This window comes from Bowmanella yangjiangensis (assembly GCF_018531185.1).
In the GTDB taxonomy this organism is placed as follows: domain Bacteria; phylum Pseudomonadota; class Gammaproteobacteria; order Enterobacterales; family Alteromonadaceae; genus Bowmanella; species Bowmanella yangjiangensis.
Window position 1 is genome coordinate 1,163,288 of record NZ_JAHDJU010000002.1, and the last position, 17,168, is coordinate 1,180,455.

Below are 17,168 nucleotides of genomic sequence, written 5' to 3' on the forward strand. Positions count from 1 at the left end.
CTGCCGTTGTCCCCTGGTAAAGAAACGGCCTGAATTAACCTCAAAACTGTAGAAATTGCATGTCAAATCAAAGCTATAACGCAGAAGCCATAGAGGTATTAAGTGGCCTGGATCCGGTCAAGCGCCGCCCCGGAATGTATACCGATACGACCAGACCTAACCACCTGAGTCAGGAAGTTATCGACAACAGCGTGGATGAAGCGCTGGCCGGGCATGCCAGCAGCATTAAGGTTACTTTATTTGAAGATCAATCGCTGGAGGTGATTGATGATGGTCGTGGCATGCCGGTGGATATTCACCCGGAGCATGGCATCAGCGGTGTTGAGCTGATCATGACCAAGTTGCATGCAGGCGGTAAGTTTTCCAATAAGAACTACCAATTTTCCGGTGGTTTGCACGGGGTGGGGATCTCTGTAGTAAACGCTCTGTCTAACAGAGTTGAGGTGACGATTCGCCGGGATGGCCAGGTTTATCAGATGGCCTTCGCGAATGGCGATAAGGTCGAAGAGTTACAGGTTATTGACACCTGCGGTAAACGCAATACCGGTACCAGGGTGCGTTTCTGGCCGGATAGTCAGTATTTCGACTCGCCTAAATTTTCCGTTTCCAAGTTGCTGCACGTGCTGCGTGCCAAAGCCGTACTGTGTCCGGGTTTGCGTATTCGTTTTGACGACAAGGTCAATAACCAAAGCCATGAATGGTATTTTGAAGATGGCCTGCGTGATTACCTGTTTCAGTCGGTCGGTGAGAGCATCAGTATCCCTGCCGAAAGTCCTTTTGTCGGCAGTATCGCCGGCAACCACGAAGCCGCTGACTGGGCGGTGATTTGGTTGCCCGAAGGCGGTGAAATTGTTACTGAAAGCTATGTGAACCTGATCCCCACTGCGCAGGGCGGAACCCATGTAAACGGTTTGCGTCAGGGGCTGCTGGAGTCCATGCGGGAATTTTGTGAATTTCGCAACCTGCTGCCGCGCGGCGTAAAACTCACCCCAGAAGATATCTGGGACAGATGTAGCTATATCCTGTCTACCAAGATGCAGGACCCACAATTTGCCGGTCAAACCAAGGAGCGTTTATCGTCCCGTCAGGCCGCCGCCTTTGTGTCTGGTGTGGTCAAAGATGCCTTTAGTTTGTGGCTGAATCAGCACACAGACATCGCCGAACAACTGGCTGAAATGTGTATCAGCAATGCCCAGCGCCGTCTGCGACAGGTGAAAAAAGTTGAACGCAAGAAGGTCACTCAGGGCCCGGCCCTGCCCGGAAAGCTCACCGATTGTTCCAGCCAGGATACCAGTCGCAGTGAACTGTTTTTGGTGGAAGGGGACTCGGCCGGTGGCAGTGCCAAGCAGGCCCGGGATCGTGAAATCCAGGCGGTGATGCCACTGCGCGGTAAGATCCTGAATACCTGGGAAGTGGAGTCCAGTCAGGTGCTGGGCTCACAAGAAATTCACGATATTTCAGTGGCCCTTGGTATTGACCCGGATAGCAGTGATTTATCCGGTTTGCGCTACGGCAAGGTATGCATTCTGGCCGATGCTGACTCAGACGGACTGCACATAGCCACCCTGCTGTGTGCCTTGTTTATTCGCCACTTCCGCACCTTGGTTGACCATGGTCATGTGTACGTTGCCATGCCGCCGCTGTTTCGTATTGATGTGGGCAAAGAGGTGTTCTATGCCCTGGATGAGGGGGAAAAACAGGGCATTCTTGATCGCATTGAGGCGGAAAAAATGCGTGGCAAAGTGAATGTGCAGCGTTTTAAAGGTCTTGGCGAAATGAACCCACTGCAACTGCGTGAAACCACTATGGATCCCAATACTCGCAGACTGGTACAACTGACAGTGGACGACGATGCTCACACCCAGGAATTGATGGATATGCTGCTGAATAAAAAACGCGCTGGCGACCGCAAGGAATGGCTGGAGAATAAGGGCAACTTGGCGGTTATCCAGTAAGGTACTTATTGCCACCGCAGACGAAATTAAAAAAAGGGCTGATATTCAGCCCTTTTTCATAAGTACCTATTGCACCGCGGCCATATACTCGGCCAGCTTGGCTTTATCTTCAGCACTGGCTTCTTGGAGAGGCTGACGGGGAATACCAGCATCTAAGCCGAGTAAATTCAGACCAGCTTTGATGGTTTTGGGTAAGCCGCCAGCGACAATGTAATGCAGCAGAGGTAACTGTTGATAGAACTGCTGTCTGGCGCTCTCCAACTCGCCTGAACGTACTGCCTCAAACAGCGCTTTAGGGTGTTTGCCCAGCAGATTAGGCGCGGCCGTGCACCAGCCACTGGCCCCTGCACATAATGCTTCCAGCGCCAGCGGGTTGCAGCCGTTGTAAAAGGGTAGTTTGCCTTGCGATAAACTGAAAATCTTATGCATACGTTGTATATCGCCACTGCTTTCTTTCACCATGCTGATATTGTCTATTTCTTCAGCCATCTTAACGATAAGCTCTGGTGACATATCCACACCACTGGTGCCAGGGTTGTTGTAGACCATAATAGGTAGCGAAGTATTGTCTGCAATAGCCTGATAGTAAGCCTGGATTTCGCTGTCGCTAAGCTTCCAATAAGACACTGGGATAACCATGATAGCGTCTGCGCCAATGCGCTCAGCGTATTTGGCCTTTATGATGGCCGCCGAGGTGGTGAGTTCAGAAATGCCAATAATGACGGGCAGCCGCTTGTTCACTGTATTTACTGAACATTCGGCGACGTTCATCCATTCGGCCAGACTCAGGTAGGCGCTTTCTCCTGTACTGCCTAGTGGCGCAATGGCATCACAGCCTTGCTCAATCAAGTGCTCCAGACTTTGCTGTAGTACCTCGAGGTTGATTTCCCCTGTGCTGGGATGAAAGGGGGTAATGGGGTAGGCAATAATGCCGGATAGTTGCATGGGAAACTCCTTATATGCAGTCGGGATGTTGTTTCAGTGTTTGCCTGGCGTAATAGGCGAAGTTGACTTTATTGCGCTTGTCTGTGGATACCCAGTCATGGGCTTCACGAGCGAGCGATTCAGGTAGAGGTTGGATTTGCCCGGCAGCCATCGCGAGCAACTGCAGCTTGGCAGCTCTTTCAATCAAGATGGCCAGATTGCAGGCTTCCTCGATGCTTTTACCGACCACCAATTGGCCATGATGCGCGAGCAAAATTGCACGGTGTTTACCTAGGGCCGCTGAGATGATCTCTCCTTCCTCGTTGCCTACAGGGACTCCCGGCCATTCATGCAAGAACGCACAATCCTGATAAAGCGCGCAGGTATCCATCTGGGCAATTTGCAGCGGTACCGCAAGCATTGCCAAAGCAGCTACATGAGTAGGATGGGTGTGAATGATGCAGTTCACCTCTGGGTGTTGGCGGTAGATCCAGGTATGGAAGCGATTGGCCGGGTTGGCCATGCCGTTGCCATCCAGAGGCTCGAGGTCGGCATTCACCTCCATCAGGTTGTCCGCCGTGATTTCATCAAACCCCAGCCCGAATGCCTGAGTGATAAAGGTATCGTCTTTTGTCGCGCGACAGGTGATTTGTCCTGCCAGTCCGGCATCATGACCTTTGTCGAATAAGATTCGGCAAGTGAGTGCGAGTTTTTGCCTGTCGCTAAGCTGGGGATCCTGAATCACTTGATTCATACGATGCTGTGCACCCTGCATCAGCTCTTGTTTTGAAAATGCCGCCGTCTTCATAAAGCCTCCGGTATATGGGTTGGTGTGAAGACAAATTAGCGCTATCCTGGCCCCCTATAAACATCCAGTTTTTTAATTCACACTGGTCCAGGAGGGGGGGTGCTCAGGCCATGGCATTTACATATCAGCCTAGATGACGTATCAGGCTCGACTTTGCAGGAAAGGCTGTTGAACAGTCTGATTACACAGATTCAGCAAGGTCGTCTGCAACCTGGTGATGTATTGCCTGGGAGCAGGGCGTTGGCCGAACAACTCGGGGTGAACAGAAAAACGGTGCAATGGGCATTTGATGACATGATTGCCCAAGGTTGGTTGGTTAGTGAACCTCGGCGTGCTACCCGTGTTAGCCCGGTACTGCCTGAAGTGAGAGAGCTGGAAAAGGTGCCTGTGCCGGCGCATGCGAAATTGAGAGTGCCAAATAAGTTGGATGCCATGCAGCCAGCGGCCTCTTTGGCCGAGCAGGAACAGCGAGTGAGTAACGACGGTACCCCTGACTTACGCCTTATTCCTTACGAAGAGCTGGCCAGAGCAACCCGGCGTGGGCTGTTGGAATCTATTCGCAGTGGTACGCTGGGGTATGGCGATCCACGAGGGACATCAAGACTGCGTTGGGCCATCCAGCAGATGCTAACACAAGACCGCTTTATGCGCGTGACCTTGGAGCAAATCTGCGTGGTGCGAGGGAGCCAAATGGGCATTTTTCTATCTGCGCAACTTCTAGACCCAAATAAAGGGGTCATAGTTATGGAAACACTCAGTTATCCACCGGCACGTGCGACCTTTACATCACTGGGATTTCAGGTGGTTGATTGTCGTCAGGATGAGCAGGGCCTGGATACCGAACATTTACACGAGTTACTGCAAAATCACTGTGTGGCAGCGGTGTATACTACCCCACATCATCAATACCCCACGACGGTTTGCATGTCTTCGGCGCGACGATTAGCCTTGCTGAATTTGTCCCTCCAGTATGATTTTGTGGTGATTGAAGATGACTATGACCATGAATTTCACTATGACAATCGGCCTGTGGCTCCCCTTGCCAGCCTGGCGGATGCACAAAATGTCATTCATATTGGTTCGCTTTCCAAAGTATTCGCGCCGGGACTGCGTTTGGGCTACATGGTTGCAGGGGCGGAGCTGATAGATCGTATTGCCGGACAGATCATGCTGGTTGACAGACAAGGCAATGCCATTGTGGAACTGGCCGTAGCAGACCTAATGGAAAGCGGCTTAGTCAAAAGACACATTCGCAAGGCGCGCAAGATTTACCAGCAGCGTCGTGATCTCGCTGCCAGCTTATTGCTTGAAGCACTGGCAGATAAAGTGAGTTTCGATTTACCAGCCGGAGGAATGGCCCTATGGCTTCGCTGCTCGAAGGTTTTGTCTGAAGAGGCGCTAGCAAAACTCAGATTACTTGGGTTTATCGGAGAGCACTTTTTCGCACAGGGAGAAGACAAGGGCGTGCATATTCGATTCGGTTTCGCTTCACTAAACGAGCAGGAAATCGCCGAGTCTGTGCAGCAGTTACAAAAATGCTTGTTGGACCAGGGAATTTAGCCAAGGTCGATTCTGTCAATTGACGACCAGTGTGGTTAAATACAGCATCTGAACTTTCACTCTGTTGAACATGGAATCTCAATGATAAAGGCTAGCAAGTGGCTGGTGTTTGGCCTGGGTACAACAATATTAGTATTGCTGATGGTGGCCGGATTGACGCTTTTTCTGGTGGTGGAAGATAAACCATGGGTACAGGAAGATTTGGCAGGCCAATTAGAGCATGCAGATGAAGTTCAACCACTACTGCAACAGTTGACAGGGTTGTTAAAGCGCAGTCGTTACCAGCAATTTGTGCAGTTGAGCCGTCCACAATTGCAAAGTTTGGCAGGGTTAGCCCAGCGGGCGGCACCAAAATTACAGGGGCAGATTGGACTAAGCAATGAGCTGGGATGGATGGTTTGGAGCTATCATTTACCTGGCAATCCCTTCGGTGAATATTTGAATGTCAGTGCTGAGCTGTTGCCTTCCGAAGGAGTGAAACTAGGGACACTAAAGATTGGGGGAATTAGCTTGCCTGGCGAGCGGGCGCAGGCGGTGCTTCTTTGGTTGTTAGATTGGAAGCTGGGTGAAACCTTGGCTTCGGATTTTGTTCAGCGCATCCAGCAAGTTCATTTGAGCGAAGACAGAATGCTGGTGCGAGTGGCCCCTTTTGATGATCTTGTCGCCAAGCTCAAGGCGTTGCCCAAGTCTAATCTATCGGAAGCAGATGAATTGCGTCGTCAGCGGGTGCAATACTATCTTGCACAATTACAGCAAATGCCAATGCCTAAGTCGGATATTTCTCTGGGAATTCTGCTTGGTCATGTATTTGATAAAGCCAGGCAACGCACTCAATCAGGGGCGGTGGCCAGTGTAGAAAATGAAGCGGCAATAATGGCGCTTGTCATATTTGCTGGAAGCCATCGTTTTTCGCATTTTATCGGTGATTTGAGCGGAGAAAGTGGCAAGATCAAAACCATTTCCACGCATACCACTTTAGCCCAGCGCCGTGACCTGAGTTTGCACTTTCTCTATTCAGCGGCGATAAAACTGCTGTCTGAACAAGGTATTAGCATTGCCATTGGCGAATTTAAAGAACTGATGGACAGAGCCAAAAAAGGCAGTGGCTTCAGCTTTGTAGACCTGGCAGCAGATATGACCGGCATTCGTTTTGCTGAGTTAGCAACAAGCCCGGCTACGGCTGAAAATTTTCAGCAGATGATGGCTGGATTAGGTAACGAAGCGTTGTTCTTTCCATCGGTAGATGGCTTGCCCGAAGGCTTCGATAAACAGGCATTTAAGCAGCGTTATCAGCAAGTCGATAGTCAGGCTTACAAAGCTGAACTGGAAGAAATTCAAAAGCGCATTGACCAATTGGCACTTTATCAAGGCTGATAGCGCATAGCGTTCATGTGCAATTCGGTGCCATAAAAAAAGCATAGTATTTATTCATTCTACAAAGCAGGAGTAGTAAGTTTGGAAGTTTGGTTGGAAAGGGCCCTGGAGTTTATTGTGGGTCATAAACTGGTGATGTCGGTGGCCTTCGGCGCATTATTTCTTGTGGTGCGTCAGTGGATCCTGCGACTGATCCGTCGACGAGCCAAACGCAAAGATGAAGATAAGCGACATGTAGTTAACGCCATTAAGAATGCGACAAACTTCATGTTGGTTTTGTTTTTACTGGTGGTATGGTCAACCGAACTACAGAATCTGGCATTGTCTATTGCTGCTTTTATGGTTGCCATTGTATTGGCGACCAGAGAATTTATTCAGTGCATTATGGGCTTCCTGTACGCCACTAGTACTCGTATGTTCAGGGTGGGCGACTGGATCCAGGTGGGCACATACCATGGCGAGGTAATGGAGTCTCACTGGTTTACTCTGACCTTATTGGAAGTCGATATGGAGACCTACCAATACACAGGTAAGACCTTGAATCTGCCAAACAACTTACTGGTCACCAGTACAGTTAAAAACCTCAATTACTTGAAGCGTTATGCCAGCCATACCTTCACCTTGGTGAGGGATCAGACGGTCAATGTGTTTGCCTTTAAGCAGGAATTACTTAATCGAGCGCGCGGCCATTGTGAGCATTTCCGGGATGTTGCGATGCGTTACAACAATCTCATTCAAAAGCGTCTGGATGTGGTAATTGCCGGGCCTGATCCTGATATAAGGGTAACCACCAATCATCTCGGTGACACTGAAGTGCGGATTAAAATCTTTTGCCCCACTGAGCAAGCGACAGAGATTGAACAAAAAATTACCGAGGACTTTATGTCCTTGTGGTTCGCTAGTTCAACACCAAGCCTTGCTCAGATATCTAATGTGGAATTATCGGAAAAAACATCAGAATAAAGTAAATACCTGATAATTTGGGTTAGAGCTGAAAAAAGCCGGTCTAACTTTGCGTTAACCGGCTTTTTTTATTGAGTAAATTAAAAAACTGTTTGTTTGTTGAGCAGGTTTTTAAATGGTTAATATAGCTCGAATTCAAGATTCTTAACTAATAATTTGATTAAAATCAAGTATTTGATTTTTTTTCTTGGTATGTTGAATATGAATGACACGACTCATTTTTAACAGACTTAGTGCTTATAATGGATTGGTGTTAATTACTCGATATCCGATGGCTTTTCATCGGTTTCATCAGCCCTATTGAATAGCGCCCTGATCTGCAATAGTTCCTCTTCAAAACGCCAATCATGGATCTGTATCTCAAAGGGGTCTGTTAGCTGAATGCTGCTAATTTCCATACGTGACCAATCAGGTACAGGAAAGGTTTTCATCTCGCTGCCAAAATCATCTTGCAACTGGCAGGCATAAAAGCGAAAGCCTGCTTCGTTTTCACCGAGAAATGCACCTACTTCTACATTGAAACCGGTCTCTTCCCAGGTTTCACGATGAGCCGTACATTGCGCGCTTTCTTCTCCGTTACTCAAACCGCCAGGCAGGTCTAATTTACCTGAATGTCGATGACCTATAGTCAGCAACCATTTATCGATTTTTATTAGGCATGCGGCGTTACCGGGAGTAGCCTCCTTAGTCTGTTCCTTGACCCGGCACATGGGATCGGCCGGAGGCTCTGAAGAGCATGCCAGAAGGAAGTATATACAGGCGATAAGGACAGTAATTCGCAAAGCACAGAGATCTTGCAGAAAGGATGCCGCCCATATTAGGCGGATGGCCATTACGGATCAATACTTCGGGCTTATCTCTGCCATACTGCATTAGCTGATATAAGAAAATGCACGCCGTTGAACAGCGTAGCTAGTAAAAACAATGAATTACCTTTGGGGCAACAGGCTAGATGACCACAAAACGCAATATTTCACCTGTCTTGATCATTTTGCTGCTGGTCGCAGCGTTAACCGTATACGTTTATCTGCCAAATGAACAAGAGCAAAACCAGCGAATGATGCAGGTTGTGCCGGTTAAAGTTCAGGAAGTTAAAGAGCAGGAGTTTGCCGTGCTTATTGAAGCACTTGGCACCGCCAGGGCCAATGAGGCCGTTGCCATCACCGCATTGGAGAGCGAAATCGTCGACAGTATTGTCTTTGATGACGGTGACTTGGTTGAGAAGGGCCAATTGTTGGTCAGCCTCAATAACCGCGAGGAAAAAGCCAGGGTCAATGAGTTAGAAGTAAATTTGCAGGAAGCGAAACGTCAGTTGGTGCGTATCCGTGATTTAGCCAAAGAAAATGCTGCCTCTGCGCAATTGTTAGATGCCCAGGAAGCCCGTGTAAATGCTCTGGCTGCGCAGTTGGAAGTGGCTAACGCACGCTTAGCTGAGTTGGAGATTCGTGCTCCTTTTGCCGGCCGACTGGGGATTCGGCGGATCAGTAAAGGTGCTCTGGTTAAGCCTGGCGATGTGATCACCACCCTCGATGATCTGACTCAGATTAAAGTGGATTTCAGTATTTCTGAATCTCACTTGCCGGATGTTGCTAAAGGGCAGTTGGTCATTGCCAGTACTGTTGCTTATCCAGGAGAAGCATTTCGCGGAGAGATTTCCAGTTTAGACTCGCGTATTGACCCAGTAACGCGGGCTGTGCAGGTCAGAGCGATTATTGATAATTCTGAACTGAAGCTACGCCCTGGAATGCTGCTGCAAATTAATCTGCAAAAACAGGTTCTAAATACGCTGATATTGCCTGAAGGGGCGCTGCTACCTATTCAGGATAAGCAATATGTCTATGTTGTCGATAAGGACAATAAAGCACATCAAACCGAAGTCAATGTTGGTCGGCGTAAGCCTGGGATTGCACAAATTCTGTCGGGGATTGAATCCGGTGACAAGGTGGTGGTTGAAGGTACCTTGCGTTTAAGTGAAGGCGTTCAAGTCAGGATCCAGGAGTAACCATGCTGCTGTCAGATTTATCGGTTAAACGTCCGGTCTTTGCCTCGGTCGTCAATCTACTCCTTATTGTGTTTGGTGTGGTTGCAGTTAGCATGCTGTCGCTGCGTGAATACCCGGATGTGGATTCACCTATAGTTTCTATCAACACGAGCTATCCTGGTGCTTCTGCAAATATTGTTGAAAGCCGTATTACCCAGTTGTTGGAAGACAGAATCAGCGGTATTGAGGGCATAAAGAACATTACCTCCAGCAGCCGGAATGGCCGCTCTTCTATCAGTATTGAATTTGAACTACATCGCGATATCGATGCTGCTGCCAATGATGTACGTGAGCGCGTCAGTCGGGCTTTAAACAACTTACCAGAGCAAGCAAACCCGCCTGAGGTGTTTAAGTCAGATTCAGATGAAGACGTAGTGGTATGGTACAACCTGCGCAGTGACACCATGTCGGTGATGGAACTCACCGATTATGCTGACCGTTACATTGTTGACCGATTGGCTATTGTTGACGGTGTGGCCAGGGTACAAATAGGTGGGGGGCGCACCTATGCCATGAAGGTTTGGCTTGACCGCAATGCGATGGCGGCGCGAAACATTACAGTCACGGATATCGAGCAGGTAATACGAGCCGAAAACGTAGAACTGCCAGCCGGGGTTATCGAATCTGATGACCGGGACTTTGAAGTGCGAGTTGCGCGCACCTTCCTGACGCCTAACGATTTCTCGCAGTTAACCATTAAAGCCGGCGATGACGGCTATCTGGTGAGATTGGGAGAGGTTGCGCGGGTAGAACTGGCCGCCGAGGACGATGAAACAGAGTTTCGTGGCAATGGCGTGAATATGATTGGCCTTGGGATTGTTAAGCAATCCAAAGCCAATACGCTGGATGTGGCCATTGCTGCCAGAAAAGCCATCGCCGACATTGAAACCAATCTGCCGGGGAATATTTTTATTGTCCCCAGCTATGACTCGTCGGTGTTTATCGAAGATTCCATTGATGAAGTGTATGAGACCCTGGCTATTGCCATGGCTATGGTGGTGATTGTTATTTATCTCTTCCTTGGCAATGTGCGAGCCACCATCATTCCGGCCGTCACTGTGCCCGTATCCTTAGTGGCGGCATTTATGGTGCTGTATATGCTGGGTTACTCCATCAACTTGCTGACCTTGCTGGCACTGGTTTTAGCTATTGGATTGGTGGTGGACGACGCCATCGTGGTGCTGGAAAACATATACCGCCGGGTGGAAATGGGCGAGCCACCTATCCTGGCTGCGTATCGGGGAGCCCGTGAAGTAGGCTTTGCGGTAATCGCCACTACTTTGGTGCTGGTCGCGGTGTTTTTGCCACTGGTATTTTTACAGGGCAATATCGGCAGGTTGTTTACCGAATTTGCTGTGGCTATTGCCGCTGCGGTGGCATTTTCCAGTTTCACCGCACTAACCTTATCTCCCATGTTGTGTTCTAAGATCCTGCAAAAGCGAGAGCGGGGAAGTTGGTTTGGTCGCTTTGTTGATAAAGGCTTTACGAAATTAGAGCGTGGCTATTTCAATTCCCTGGGCAAAAGTCTGCATCAGCCTGTTGTCAGTTTTTTAATGGTGGCCGTGAGCCTGGTGGCGCTTTATGGTCTTTCTAGCAAAATACCCAGTGAGTTTGTGCCCAGGGAAGATCGCGGAAACTTCTTTATTATGATGCAGGCCGCTGAAGGGGCCAGCTTTGAAAGCAACAGCCGCAATATTGCCAAGATTGAGGCTATTTTGCTGCCATATCTGGCAGAAGGCGAAGTGAATCGGGTACTGGTACGCACGCCCGGCTTTGGTGGGTCGGCGGGTATTGCCATTGTCGGTGCCGTAGACTGGCAGGATCGACAGCGTTCTACATTCGAGTTGATGAATGAAGTGAGCGCCAAGATATCCGAAATTCCCGATGTCAGAGCCTTCGCCATTATGCGCAGCAGTCTTGGAGGCCGTGGTATGGGCCGACCAGTACAGTTTGTATTGAAAGGCGATACCTATGAAGACTTGGTTGAGGCCAGAGATATCGTTATGGCCAAGGCGGCAGAAAATCCGGGGTTGGTCAGATTAGATAGTGACTACAAGGAAACCTGGCCGCAGCTTCTGGTCAAGATTAATCGTGACCGTGCGGCTGACTTAGGCGTATCTATTGGTGACATAGGCCGGACATTGGAAACCATGTTGGGTCAGCGCCGTGTCTCTACCTATCTGGATCGCGGGCAAGAATATTATGTGATTATGGAGGGCAACAAAGAAGACTATCGCTCTCCGCAAAGCATTGAAAATTTGTATGTTCGCTCTAAGCGCAGCGGTCAGTTGATCCCTATGGATAACCTGCTGACTTTTGAAGAAGGAGCAACGTCCTCCACGCTGAACCGTTACAACCGGATGCGTTCCATTACTATTACTGCCAACCTGGCAGATGGTTATACCTTGGGCGAGGCATTGACGTTCCTGAACAAGGTAGTGGATGAGGAAGTATCCGATACTATCGCCGTGGACTATCGAGGTGAGTCACTGCTTTATCAGGAGTCAGGCAGCTCTATTCTGTTTATTTTTGCTCTGGCGTTGGCCGTAACGTATTTAGTGCTTGCCGCCCAGTTTGAAAGTTGGATACATCCTTTGGTGATTATGCTGACCGTGCCTTTGGCGCTGCTTGGGGCATACATTGGCCTGTATTTAAGTAATCTCTCAATCAACATATATAGCCAGATTGGACTAGTCATGTTGATCGGACTGGCAGCGAAAAACGGTATTTTGATTGTTGAGTTTGCCAACCAGCTGCGTGACGTAGGTGTCGAGTTTGAGCAAGCCCTAAAGCAAGCCGCCAGGCAAAGGTTACGCCCCATAGTGATGACAGGATTCACCACGGTTTTCAGCTCACTGCCTTTGGTACTCGCCAGTGGCCCAGGCTCAGAGAGCCGCATGGTTATCGGTATGGTGATTTTCGCCGGTGTGATGATGGCAACCTTTATGACTCTTTATGTGGTGCCCACGGCTTATTTCTGGCTGGCACGCCACACCGATTCGCCGCTGCGTCGCACGCATGAATTGGAGCGCTTGGACGACGAAATACCTTATCGCAAAGGCGAGCTGGAATAGCTCGCCTTCACTAAGGGTTTATCGTTCCTGCTGGATCCTGGCCTTGATGCAGGGCACTTAGGCCAACCAGTAAGCGTCTGGGATGGGGAGAGCCGGTAATTTTGTAGAAACTGTGGCCTCGGCGCCTGAGCTTATAGCGGATGTGGCGGTCCCGAAGGATGGGATTGTCGACCTGTTCGTGCCAGATTGCACCAAAGCTAAAGGCCATATCTTCCAAGCGATGAACAAAGAAGGAGTAAAGGCCTTGCTCTCGTTTCTCGCTTGGAATAACAACATCAAAAATCTTCAGAGCGCGGTAACACATGCCATCATGGTCGATATCACCAACGGCCAGATTAACGACTCCACCGTCAGAGGAAACGCGTTGAAATCTATGCCCCTTCATGGGGTCCCATTCATCAACCCAGTCCAATGCGTTGATCATTAAAGCTTCAATACAGCGGTAAGACATGACTGCAAACCTCTTAACTGACACCCCAAGATAACTCCCGAAGCAATAACGACTAGCTTGGAGATCCTATTCTGTATCGGCAGGCATCGACAAAAATTAGCGGTTATCAATGATCAAGTGCTTATGAACACTCTTTTTTAGCGTAGCAGTAATCTGGGAAGTATGAGGGGCAGTAGATAAAAAAATACCCCCTGCGAGCAGGGGGTATGTTAATCGATGTCTTGATTTAGCTGAACTTACTCGTCCAGGAAGCTTCTCAACTGCTCAGAGCGGCTGGGGTGGCGCAATTTTCGCAGCGCTTTGGCTTCAATCTGACGAATACGCTCACGGGTTACGTCAAACTGCTTGCCTACTTCTTCCAGCGTATGGTCGGTGTTCATATCAATGCCGAAACGCATACGCAGCACTTTCGCTTCACGGGCGGTAAGGCCGGCTAGCACCTCCTGAGTGGCGCTCTTCAGGCTGCCTGAGGTAGCTGAATCCAGTGGCTGGATAATAGTGCTGTCCTCAATGAAATCGCCCAGATGTGAATCTTCATCATCACCGATGGGGGTTTCCATCGAGATTGGCTCTTTAGCGATTTTCAGTACTTTGCGGATCTTGTCTTCCGGCATCAACATACGCTCAGCCAATTCTTCTGGCGTTGGCTCGCGGCCCATTTCCTGCAGCATCTGACGACTAATACGGTTCAGTTTATTGATCGTCTCAATCATGTGTACAGGTATACGGATGGTACGGGCTTGGTCCGCGATAGAACGGGTAATAGCCTGACGAATCCACCAGGTTGCATAAGTTGAGAACTTATAGCCACGGCGATATTCGAACTTATCTACGGCCTTCATCAAACCTATGTTGCCTTCCTGAATCAGATCAAGGAATTGCAGACCGCGGTTGGTGTACTTTTTGGCAATAGAGATAACCAAACGTAAGTTGGCTTCCACCATCTCTTTTTTGGCACGTCTGGCTTTGGCTTCGCCAATGCTCATGCGACGGTTGATATCTTTAATATCAGCGATACTCAGGCCGGTTTCTTCTTCAACCTGGTTCATCTTCGAGATGCAGCGTTCAAGCTCTTCTTTGTGAGTAAGAAGATCGGCAACGTAGGGTTTACCGGAGTTGAGTAATTCGACCAACCACTGTGAACTGGTTTCATTGCCAGCAAAGGCTTTGATAAAGTCTTTCTTTGGCATCTTGGCGTGCATAACGCAGTGCTTCATTACAATGCGCTCTTGAACTCGTACACGATCCATCATGCCGCGCATGTTTTTAACCATACGGTCAAATTGCTTGGGCACCAGGCGGAATTCTTTGAAGATTTCACTCAATGCCGCAATTTCAGTTTTGGCATCAGCGTGATCACGACCTTTTGACGAGATAGCATCACGGGTTTTGATGTATTGTTCGCGCAGCGCTGCAAACTTAAGGCGCGCCAGCTCAGGATCTACACCGGAATCACCGTCATCATCGGCGTTATCGTCTTCGTCTTCGTCCTCATCATCGTCTTCATCATCCAATTCTTCTTCGGATAGCTCTGAGCCGATATGAGTGGCCGTTGGGGCAACGTCGGTTTCGTTAGGATCAATAAAGCCTAGAACAATGTCGCTAAGACGAATTTCTTCGGCTTCAAATTGGTCCCACTGGTCAAGCAGGTAGGTAATGGCTTCAGGGTACTCAGCAACAGAGCACTGGACCTGATTAATACCGTCTTCGATGCGCTTGGCAATATCAATCTCGCCTTCACGGGTCAGAAGCTCAACGGTACCCATCTCACGCATGTACATGCGCACCGGGTCGGTAGTACGGCCAATTTCGCTCTCAACCGTTGCCAACGCCTGAGCTGCAGCTTCTGCAGCATCTTCGTCGGCCGTGGTCTCTTGCATTAACAACTCATCGGAATCAGGTGCTGATTCAAATACCTGGATCCCCATGTCGTTGATCATGCGGATAATGTCTTCTATCTGATCAGAATCGACGATATCCTGTGGGAGGTGGTCATTGACTTCAGCAAAGGTTAAATAACCTTGCTCTTTACCTTTTGCGATGAGGAGTTTAATCTGAGACTGCTTATTCGACGCCATATACCTTCCACTTCTCAAATAGAGTTAAATCTGTTCTGAACCGACGCGCAGAGAATTACGCAGTATAGCAGAAATCACCGTTCTGCCGCTAGCCCCATTCTCTGTGTAACAGGAATTTGTGCCTTGTTTTTACAGGTCGCGCATCAGGCTGTTAAGTTCACGCTTCTCTTCCATGGATATAGTGCCGAGTCGCGCTTTTGCCAAGAGTTCATCGCAGCGCGTTTGCAAATATAAATTGATCAAGCGATCAAAACCGTCCCGGTACAGGTCTTCTAATGGATTACTATCGTCTACAGGTAAATCCATCGTCATCAGTTTAGACAAACTTTCCTGGATCTTGTGCCCGCGGAAACGTTCCAGCAGATGCGGCGTTTTGTAATGTGGGTTGGCCAGACAATCTTCATGCACCTGTTGAAGTACATCCAAGCCACTGATAGGCACTTTACCCAAGGCTGAGGGAGCTAATTCAGGATATTTTGCTGCGAGAGAGGGTTCTTCCAGCAGAAGCCTCAACAGCAATCTAATCGGTGTCCAACTGTGTTTGGACAGCAACTGATTGTCCACTTGTCTGGGTTTGTGACGTTGAAACGCTTCTTCAATTTCACGTTTTAGACGCAGGTTCTTATCTTCCAGTGTGTATTCATTAAGCTGGTCTTCCAGCATCTTTTTCTGTGTACACTCTGGAATACTGGCCAGCAGCGGCATGGCCTCAGCCTTTAACGCGGCCTTACCTTCATTGCTTTTTGTGTGATGGCGGCTCATCAAACTGTCAAAGAAAAATTTGGACAGTGGAACCGCCGATTCCAACTGTTGCTCAAAAGCCTCTTTGCCCAATTTGCGTACCAGAGTATCTGGATCTTCCCCATCAGGAAGAAACAGAAACTTCATTTCCACCCCATCTTTCAGATAGGGTAGGGCGTTTTCCAGCGCCCGCCAGGCTGCATCACGCCCGGCGCGGTCGCCATCGTAACAGCAGACTAACTGGGGGGCGGCGCGGAACAACAATTGAATATGCTCGGCAGTCGTTGCTGTACCCAAAGAGGCGACTGCATAGTCAATACCAAACTGCGCGAGAGCGACCACATCCATATAGCCCTCAACGATCATCAAGCGTTCAAGTTTGCGGTTAGCTTGCCTGGCCTGATAAAAACCATAGAGTTCATGGCCTTTGTGGAAAATGCGGGTCTCCGGGCTGTTCAGGTACTTCGGGCCGCCATCGCCCATGACTCTGCCACCAAAGCCTACCACCCGGCCTCGACGGTCGCGGATCGGAAACATAATCCGGTCACGGAAAAAGTCGAAGCGGCGACGCTGCTCGTTTTCACTGATCACTTTTAAATCGAGCAGCTGTTGTTGCAAAGCTGGCGTGCGGCCAAAGGTTTTTAGCGCAGCATCCCAGTCAGACGGGGCGTACCCTATATTAAACTGCTTGACGATATCTCCGGACAAGCCGCGCTGCTTGAGATAATCAATGGCTTGTGAGCCGTTGCTATGATGCTTGAGCTGATGGACAAAAAAGCGTGCGACTTTCTCCATCAGTTCATAGTCATTTTCTTGCTGTTGGCGTTTTTCTTTGCTTTGCTGGGGAGAATTGCCCTGCTCTCGGGGCACTTCTACACCTTGATAGCGAGCCAGTTCTTCAATGGCCTCAGGGAATTCCAGCCTGTCATATTCCATCAGGAATGAAATGGCGTTGCCATGGGCGCCACAGCCAAAGCAATGATAAAACTGCTTGTCTTGACTGACAGTAAAAGACGGACTCTTTTCGTTATGAAAGGGGCAACAGGCCTGATAGTTTCGACCGGCTTTTTTTAGACGCACACGGCTGTCTACCAATTCGACAATATCGGTACGTGCCAGAAGGTCATCAATGAAGTCGCGCGGGATCAGTCCTGCCATAACTGCCGATATTCACTTAGTAAGAAAAGGATGATGCCACA

The 17,168-nt window shown here is 49.1% G+C and carries 12 protein-coding genes; 6 read left to right on the top strand and 6 right to left on the bottom strand.

Translation table 11 applies throughout. The features are described 5' to 3' along the window. The first annotated feature begins 59 nt into the window (after positions 1-59). Positions 60-1,955 (top strand): DNA topoisomerase IV subunit B, encoded by a 1,896-nt coding sequence (parE, locus tag KJY73_RS14405; protein WP_214344405.1) that lies wholly within the window; start codon positions 60-62, stop codon positions 1,953-1,955. 66 nt (positions 1,956-2,021) lie between these two features. On the opposite strand, the gene KJY73_RS14410 is transcribed toward parE, so the two are convergent. Together KJY73_RS14410 and KJY73_RS14415 are read right to left on the bottom strand one after the other, a co-directional pair. Further along, entirely contained in the window at positions 2,022-2,900 is an 879-nt protein-coding gene (locus KJY73_RS14410; RefSeq protein ID WP_214344406.1) for a dihydrodipicolinate synthase family protein, read from the bottom strand. A gap of 10 nt (positions 2,901-2,910) precedes the next feature. Continuing rightward, positions 2,911-3,687 (bottom strand): aldolase, encoded by a 777-nt coding sequence (locus KJY73_RS14415; protein WP_214344407.1) that lies wholly within the window; start codon positions 3,685-3,687, stop codon positions 2,911-2,913. 99 nt (positions 3,688-3,786) lie between these two features. Between KJY73_RS14415 and pdxR the strand changes: the two genes are divergently transcribed. The 3 genes from pdxR (at position 3,787) to KJY73_RS14430 (ending at position 7,584) form a co-directional block, all read left to right on the top strand. Continuing rightward, positions 3,787-5,247: a MocR-like pyridoxine biosynthesis transcription factor PdxR gene (gene pdxR / locus KJY73_RS14420; RefSeq protein ID WP_332874209.1), complete on the top strand. Its 1,461-nt coding sequence runs from the start codon at positions 3,787-3,789 to the stop codon at positions 5,245-5,247. Positions 5,248-5,328: 81 nt separating this feature from the next. Further along, positions 5,329-6,621, top strand: coding sequence for a hypothetical protein (locus tag KJY73_RS14425; protein WP_214344408.1), 1,293 nt, complete (start codon positions 5,329-5,331; stop codon positions 6,619-6,621). 81 nt (positions 6,622-6,702) lie between these two features. Further along, the gene (locus KJY73_RS14430; RefSeq protein WP_232848609.1) at positions 6,703-7,584 is read left to right on the top strand and encodes a mechanosensitive ion channel family protein; all 882 of its coding nucleotides are present in this window, start codon (positions 6,703-6,705) and stop codon (positions 7,582-7,584) included. Between the two features lie 257 nt (positions 7,585-7,841). Here the strand turns inward: KJY73_RS14430 and KJY73_RS14435 are convergent, their stop codons facing one another. Further along, entirely contained in the window at positions 7,842-8,294 is a 453-nt protein-coding gene (locus KJY73_RS14435; protein ID WP_214344409.1) for an NUDIX hydrolase, read from the bottom strand. 242 nt (positions 8,295-8,536) lie between these two features. On the opposite strand from KJY73_RS14435, the gene KJY73_RS14440 reads away from it, so the two are divergent. After that, a complete protein-coding gene (locus KJY73_RS14440; RefSeq protein WP_214344410.1) occupies positions 8,537-9,586 on the top strand; it encodes an efflux RND transporter periplasmic adaptor subunit in 1,050 nt (349 codons plus the stop codon). Between the two features lie 2 nt (positions 9,587-9,588). After that, positions 9,589-12,699 carry an efflux RND transporter permease subunit gene (locus KJY73_RS14445; protein ID WP_214344411.1) on the top strand — a complete coding sequence of 1,037 codons (3,111 nt, stop codon included), beginning with the start codon at positions 9,589-9,591 and terminating at the stop codon, positions 12,697-12,699. 10 nt (positions 12,700-12,709) lie between these two features. Here the strand turns inward: KJY73_RS14445 and KJY73_RS14450 are convergent, their stop codons facing one another. The 3 genes from KJY73_RS14450 to dnaG form a co-directional block, all read right to left on the bottom strand. Beyond that, complete coding sequence (locus tag KJY73_RS14450) at positions 12,710-13,123, bottom strand: hypothetical protein (protein ID WP_214344412.1); 414 nt, start codon at positions 13,121-13,123, stop codon at positions 12,710-12,712. Positions 13,124-13,386: 263 nt separating this feature from the next. Further along, the gene (gene rpoD, locus KJY73_RS14455; RefSeq protein WP_214344413.1) at positions 13,387-15,228 is read right to left on the bottom strand and encodes an RNA polymerase sigma factor RpoD; all 1,842 of its coding nucleotides are present in this window, start codon (positions 15,226-15,228) and stop codon (positions 13,387-13,389) included. Between the two features lie 129 nt (positions 15,229-15,357). Then, complete coding sequence (gene dnaG / locus KJY73_RS14460; RefSeq protein WP_214344414.1) at positions 15,358-17,127, bottom strand: DNA primase; 1,770 nt, start codon at positions 17,125-17,127, stop codon at positions 15,358-15,360. Positions 17,128-17,168 lie beyond the last annotated feature (41 nt).

Bases quoted from the DNA above. Each gene is read 5' to 3' on its own strand.
- KJY73_RS14440 (WP_214344410.1), top strand. From the start codon at position 8,537: ATGACCACAAAACGCAATATTTCACCTGTCTTGATCATTTTGCTGCTG.
- KJY73_RS14410 (WP_214344406.1), bottom strand. From the start codon at position 2,900: ATGCAACTATCCGGCATTATTGCCTACCCCATTACCCCCTTTCATCCC.
- parE (WP_214344405.1), top strand. From the start codon at position 60: ATGTCAAATCAAAGCTATAACGCAGAAGCCATAGAGGTATTAAGTGGC.
- KJY73_RS14450 (WP_214344412.1), bottom strand. From the start codon at position 13,123: ATGATCAACGCATTGGACTGGGTTGATGAATGGGACCCCATGAAGGGG.
- KJY73_RS14445 (WP_214344411.1), top strand. From the start codon at position 9,589: ATGCTGCTGTCAGATTTATCGGTTAAACGTCCGGTCTTTGCCTCGGTC.
- dnaG (WP_214344414.1), bottom strand. From the start codon at position 17,127: ATGGCAGGACTGATCCCGCGCGACTTCATTGATGACCTTCTGGCACGT.
- KJY73_RS14415 (WP_214344407.1), bottom strand. From the start codon at position 3,687: ATGAAGACGGCGGCATTTTCAAAACAAGAGCTGATGCAGGGTGCACAG.
- KJY73_RS14425 (WP_214344408.1), top strand. From the start codon at position 5,329: ATGATAAAGGCTAGCAAGTGGCTGGTGTTTGGCCTGGGTACAACAATA.
- KJY73_RS14435 (WP_214344409.1), bottom strand. From the start codon at position 8,294: ATGTGCCGGGTCAAGGAACAGACTAAGGAGGCTACTCCCGGTAACGCC.
- rpoD (WP_214344413.1), bottom strand. From the start codon at position 15,228: ATGGCGTCGAATAAGCAGTCTCAGATTAAACTCCTCATCGCAAAAGGT.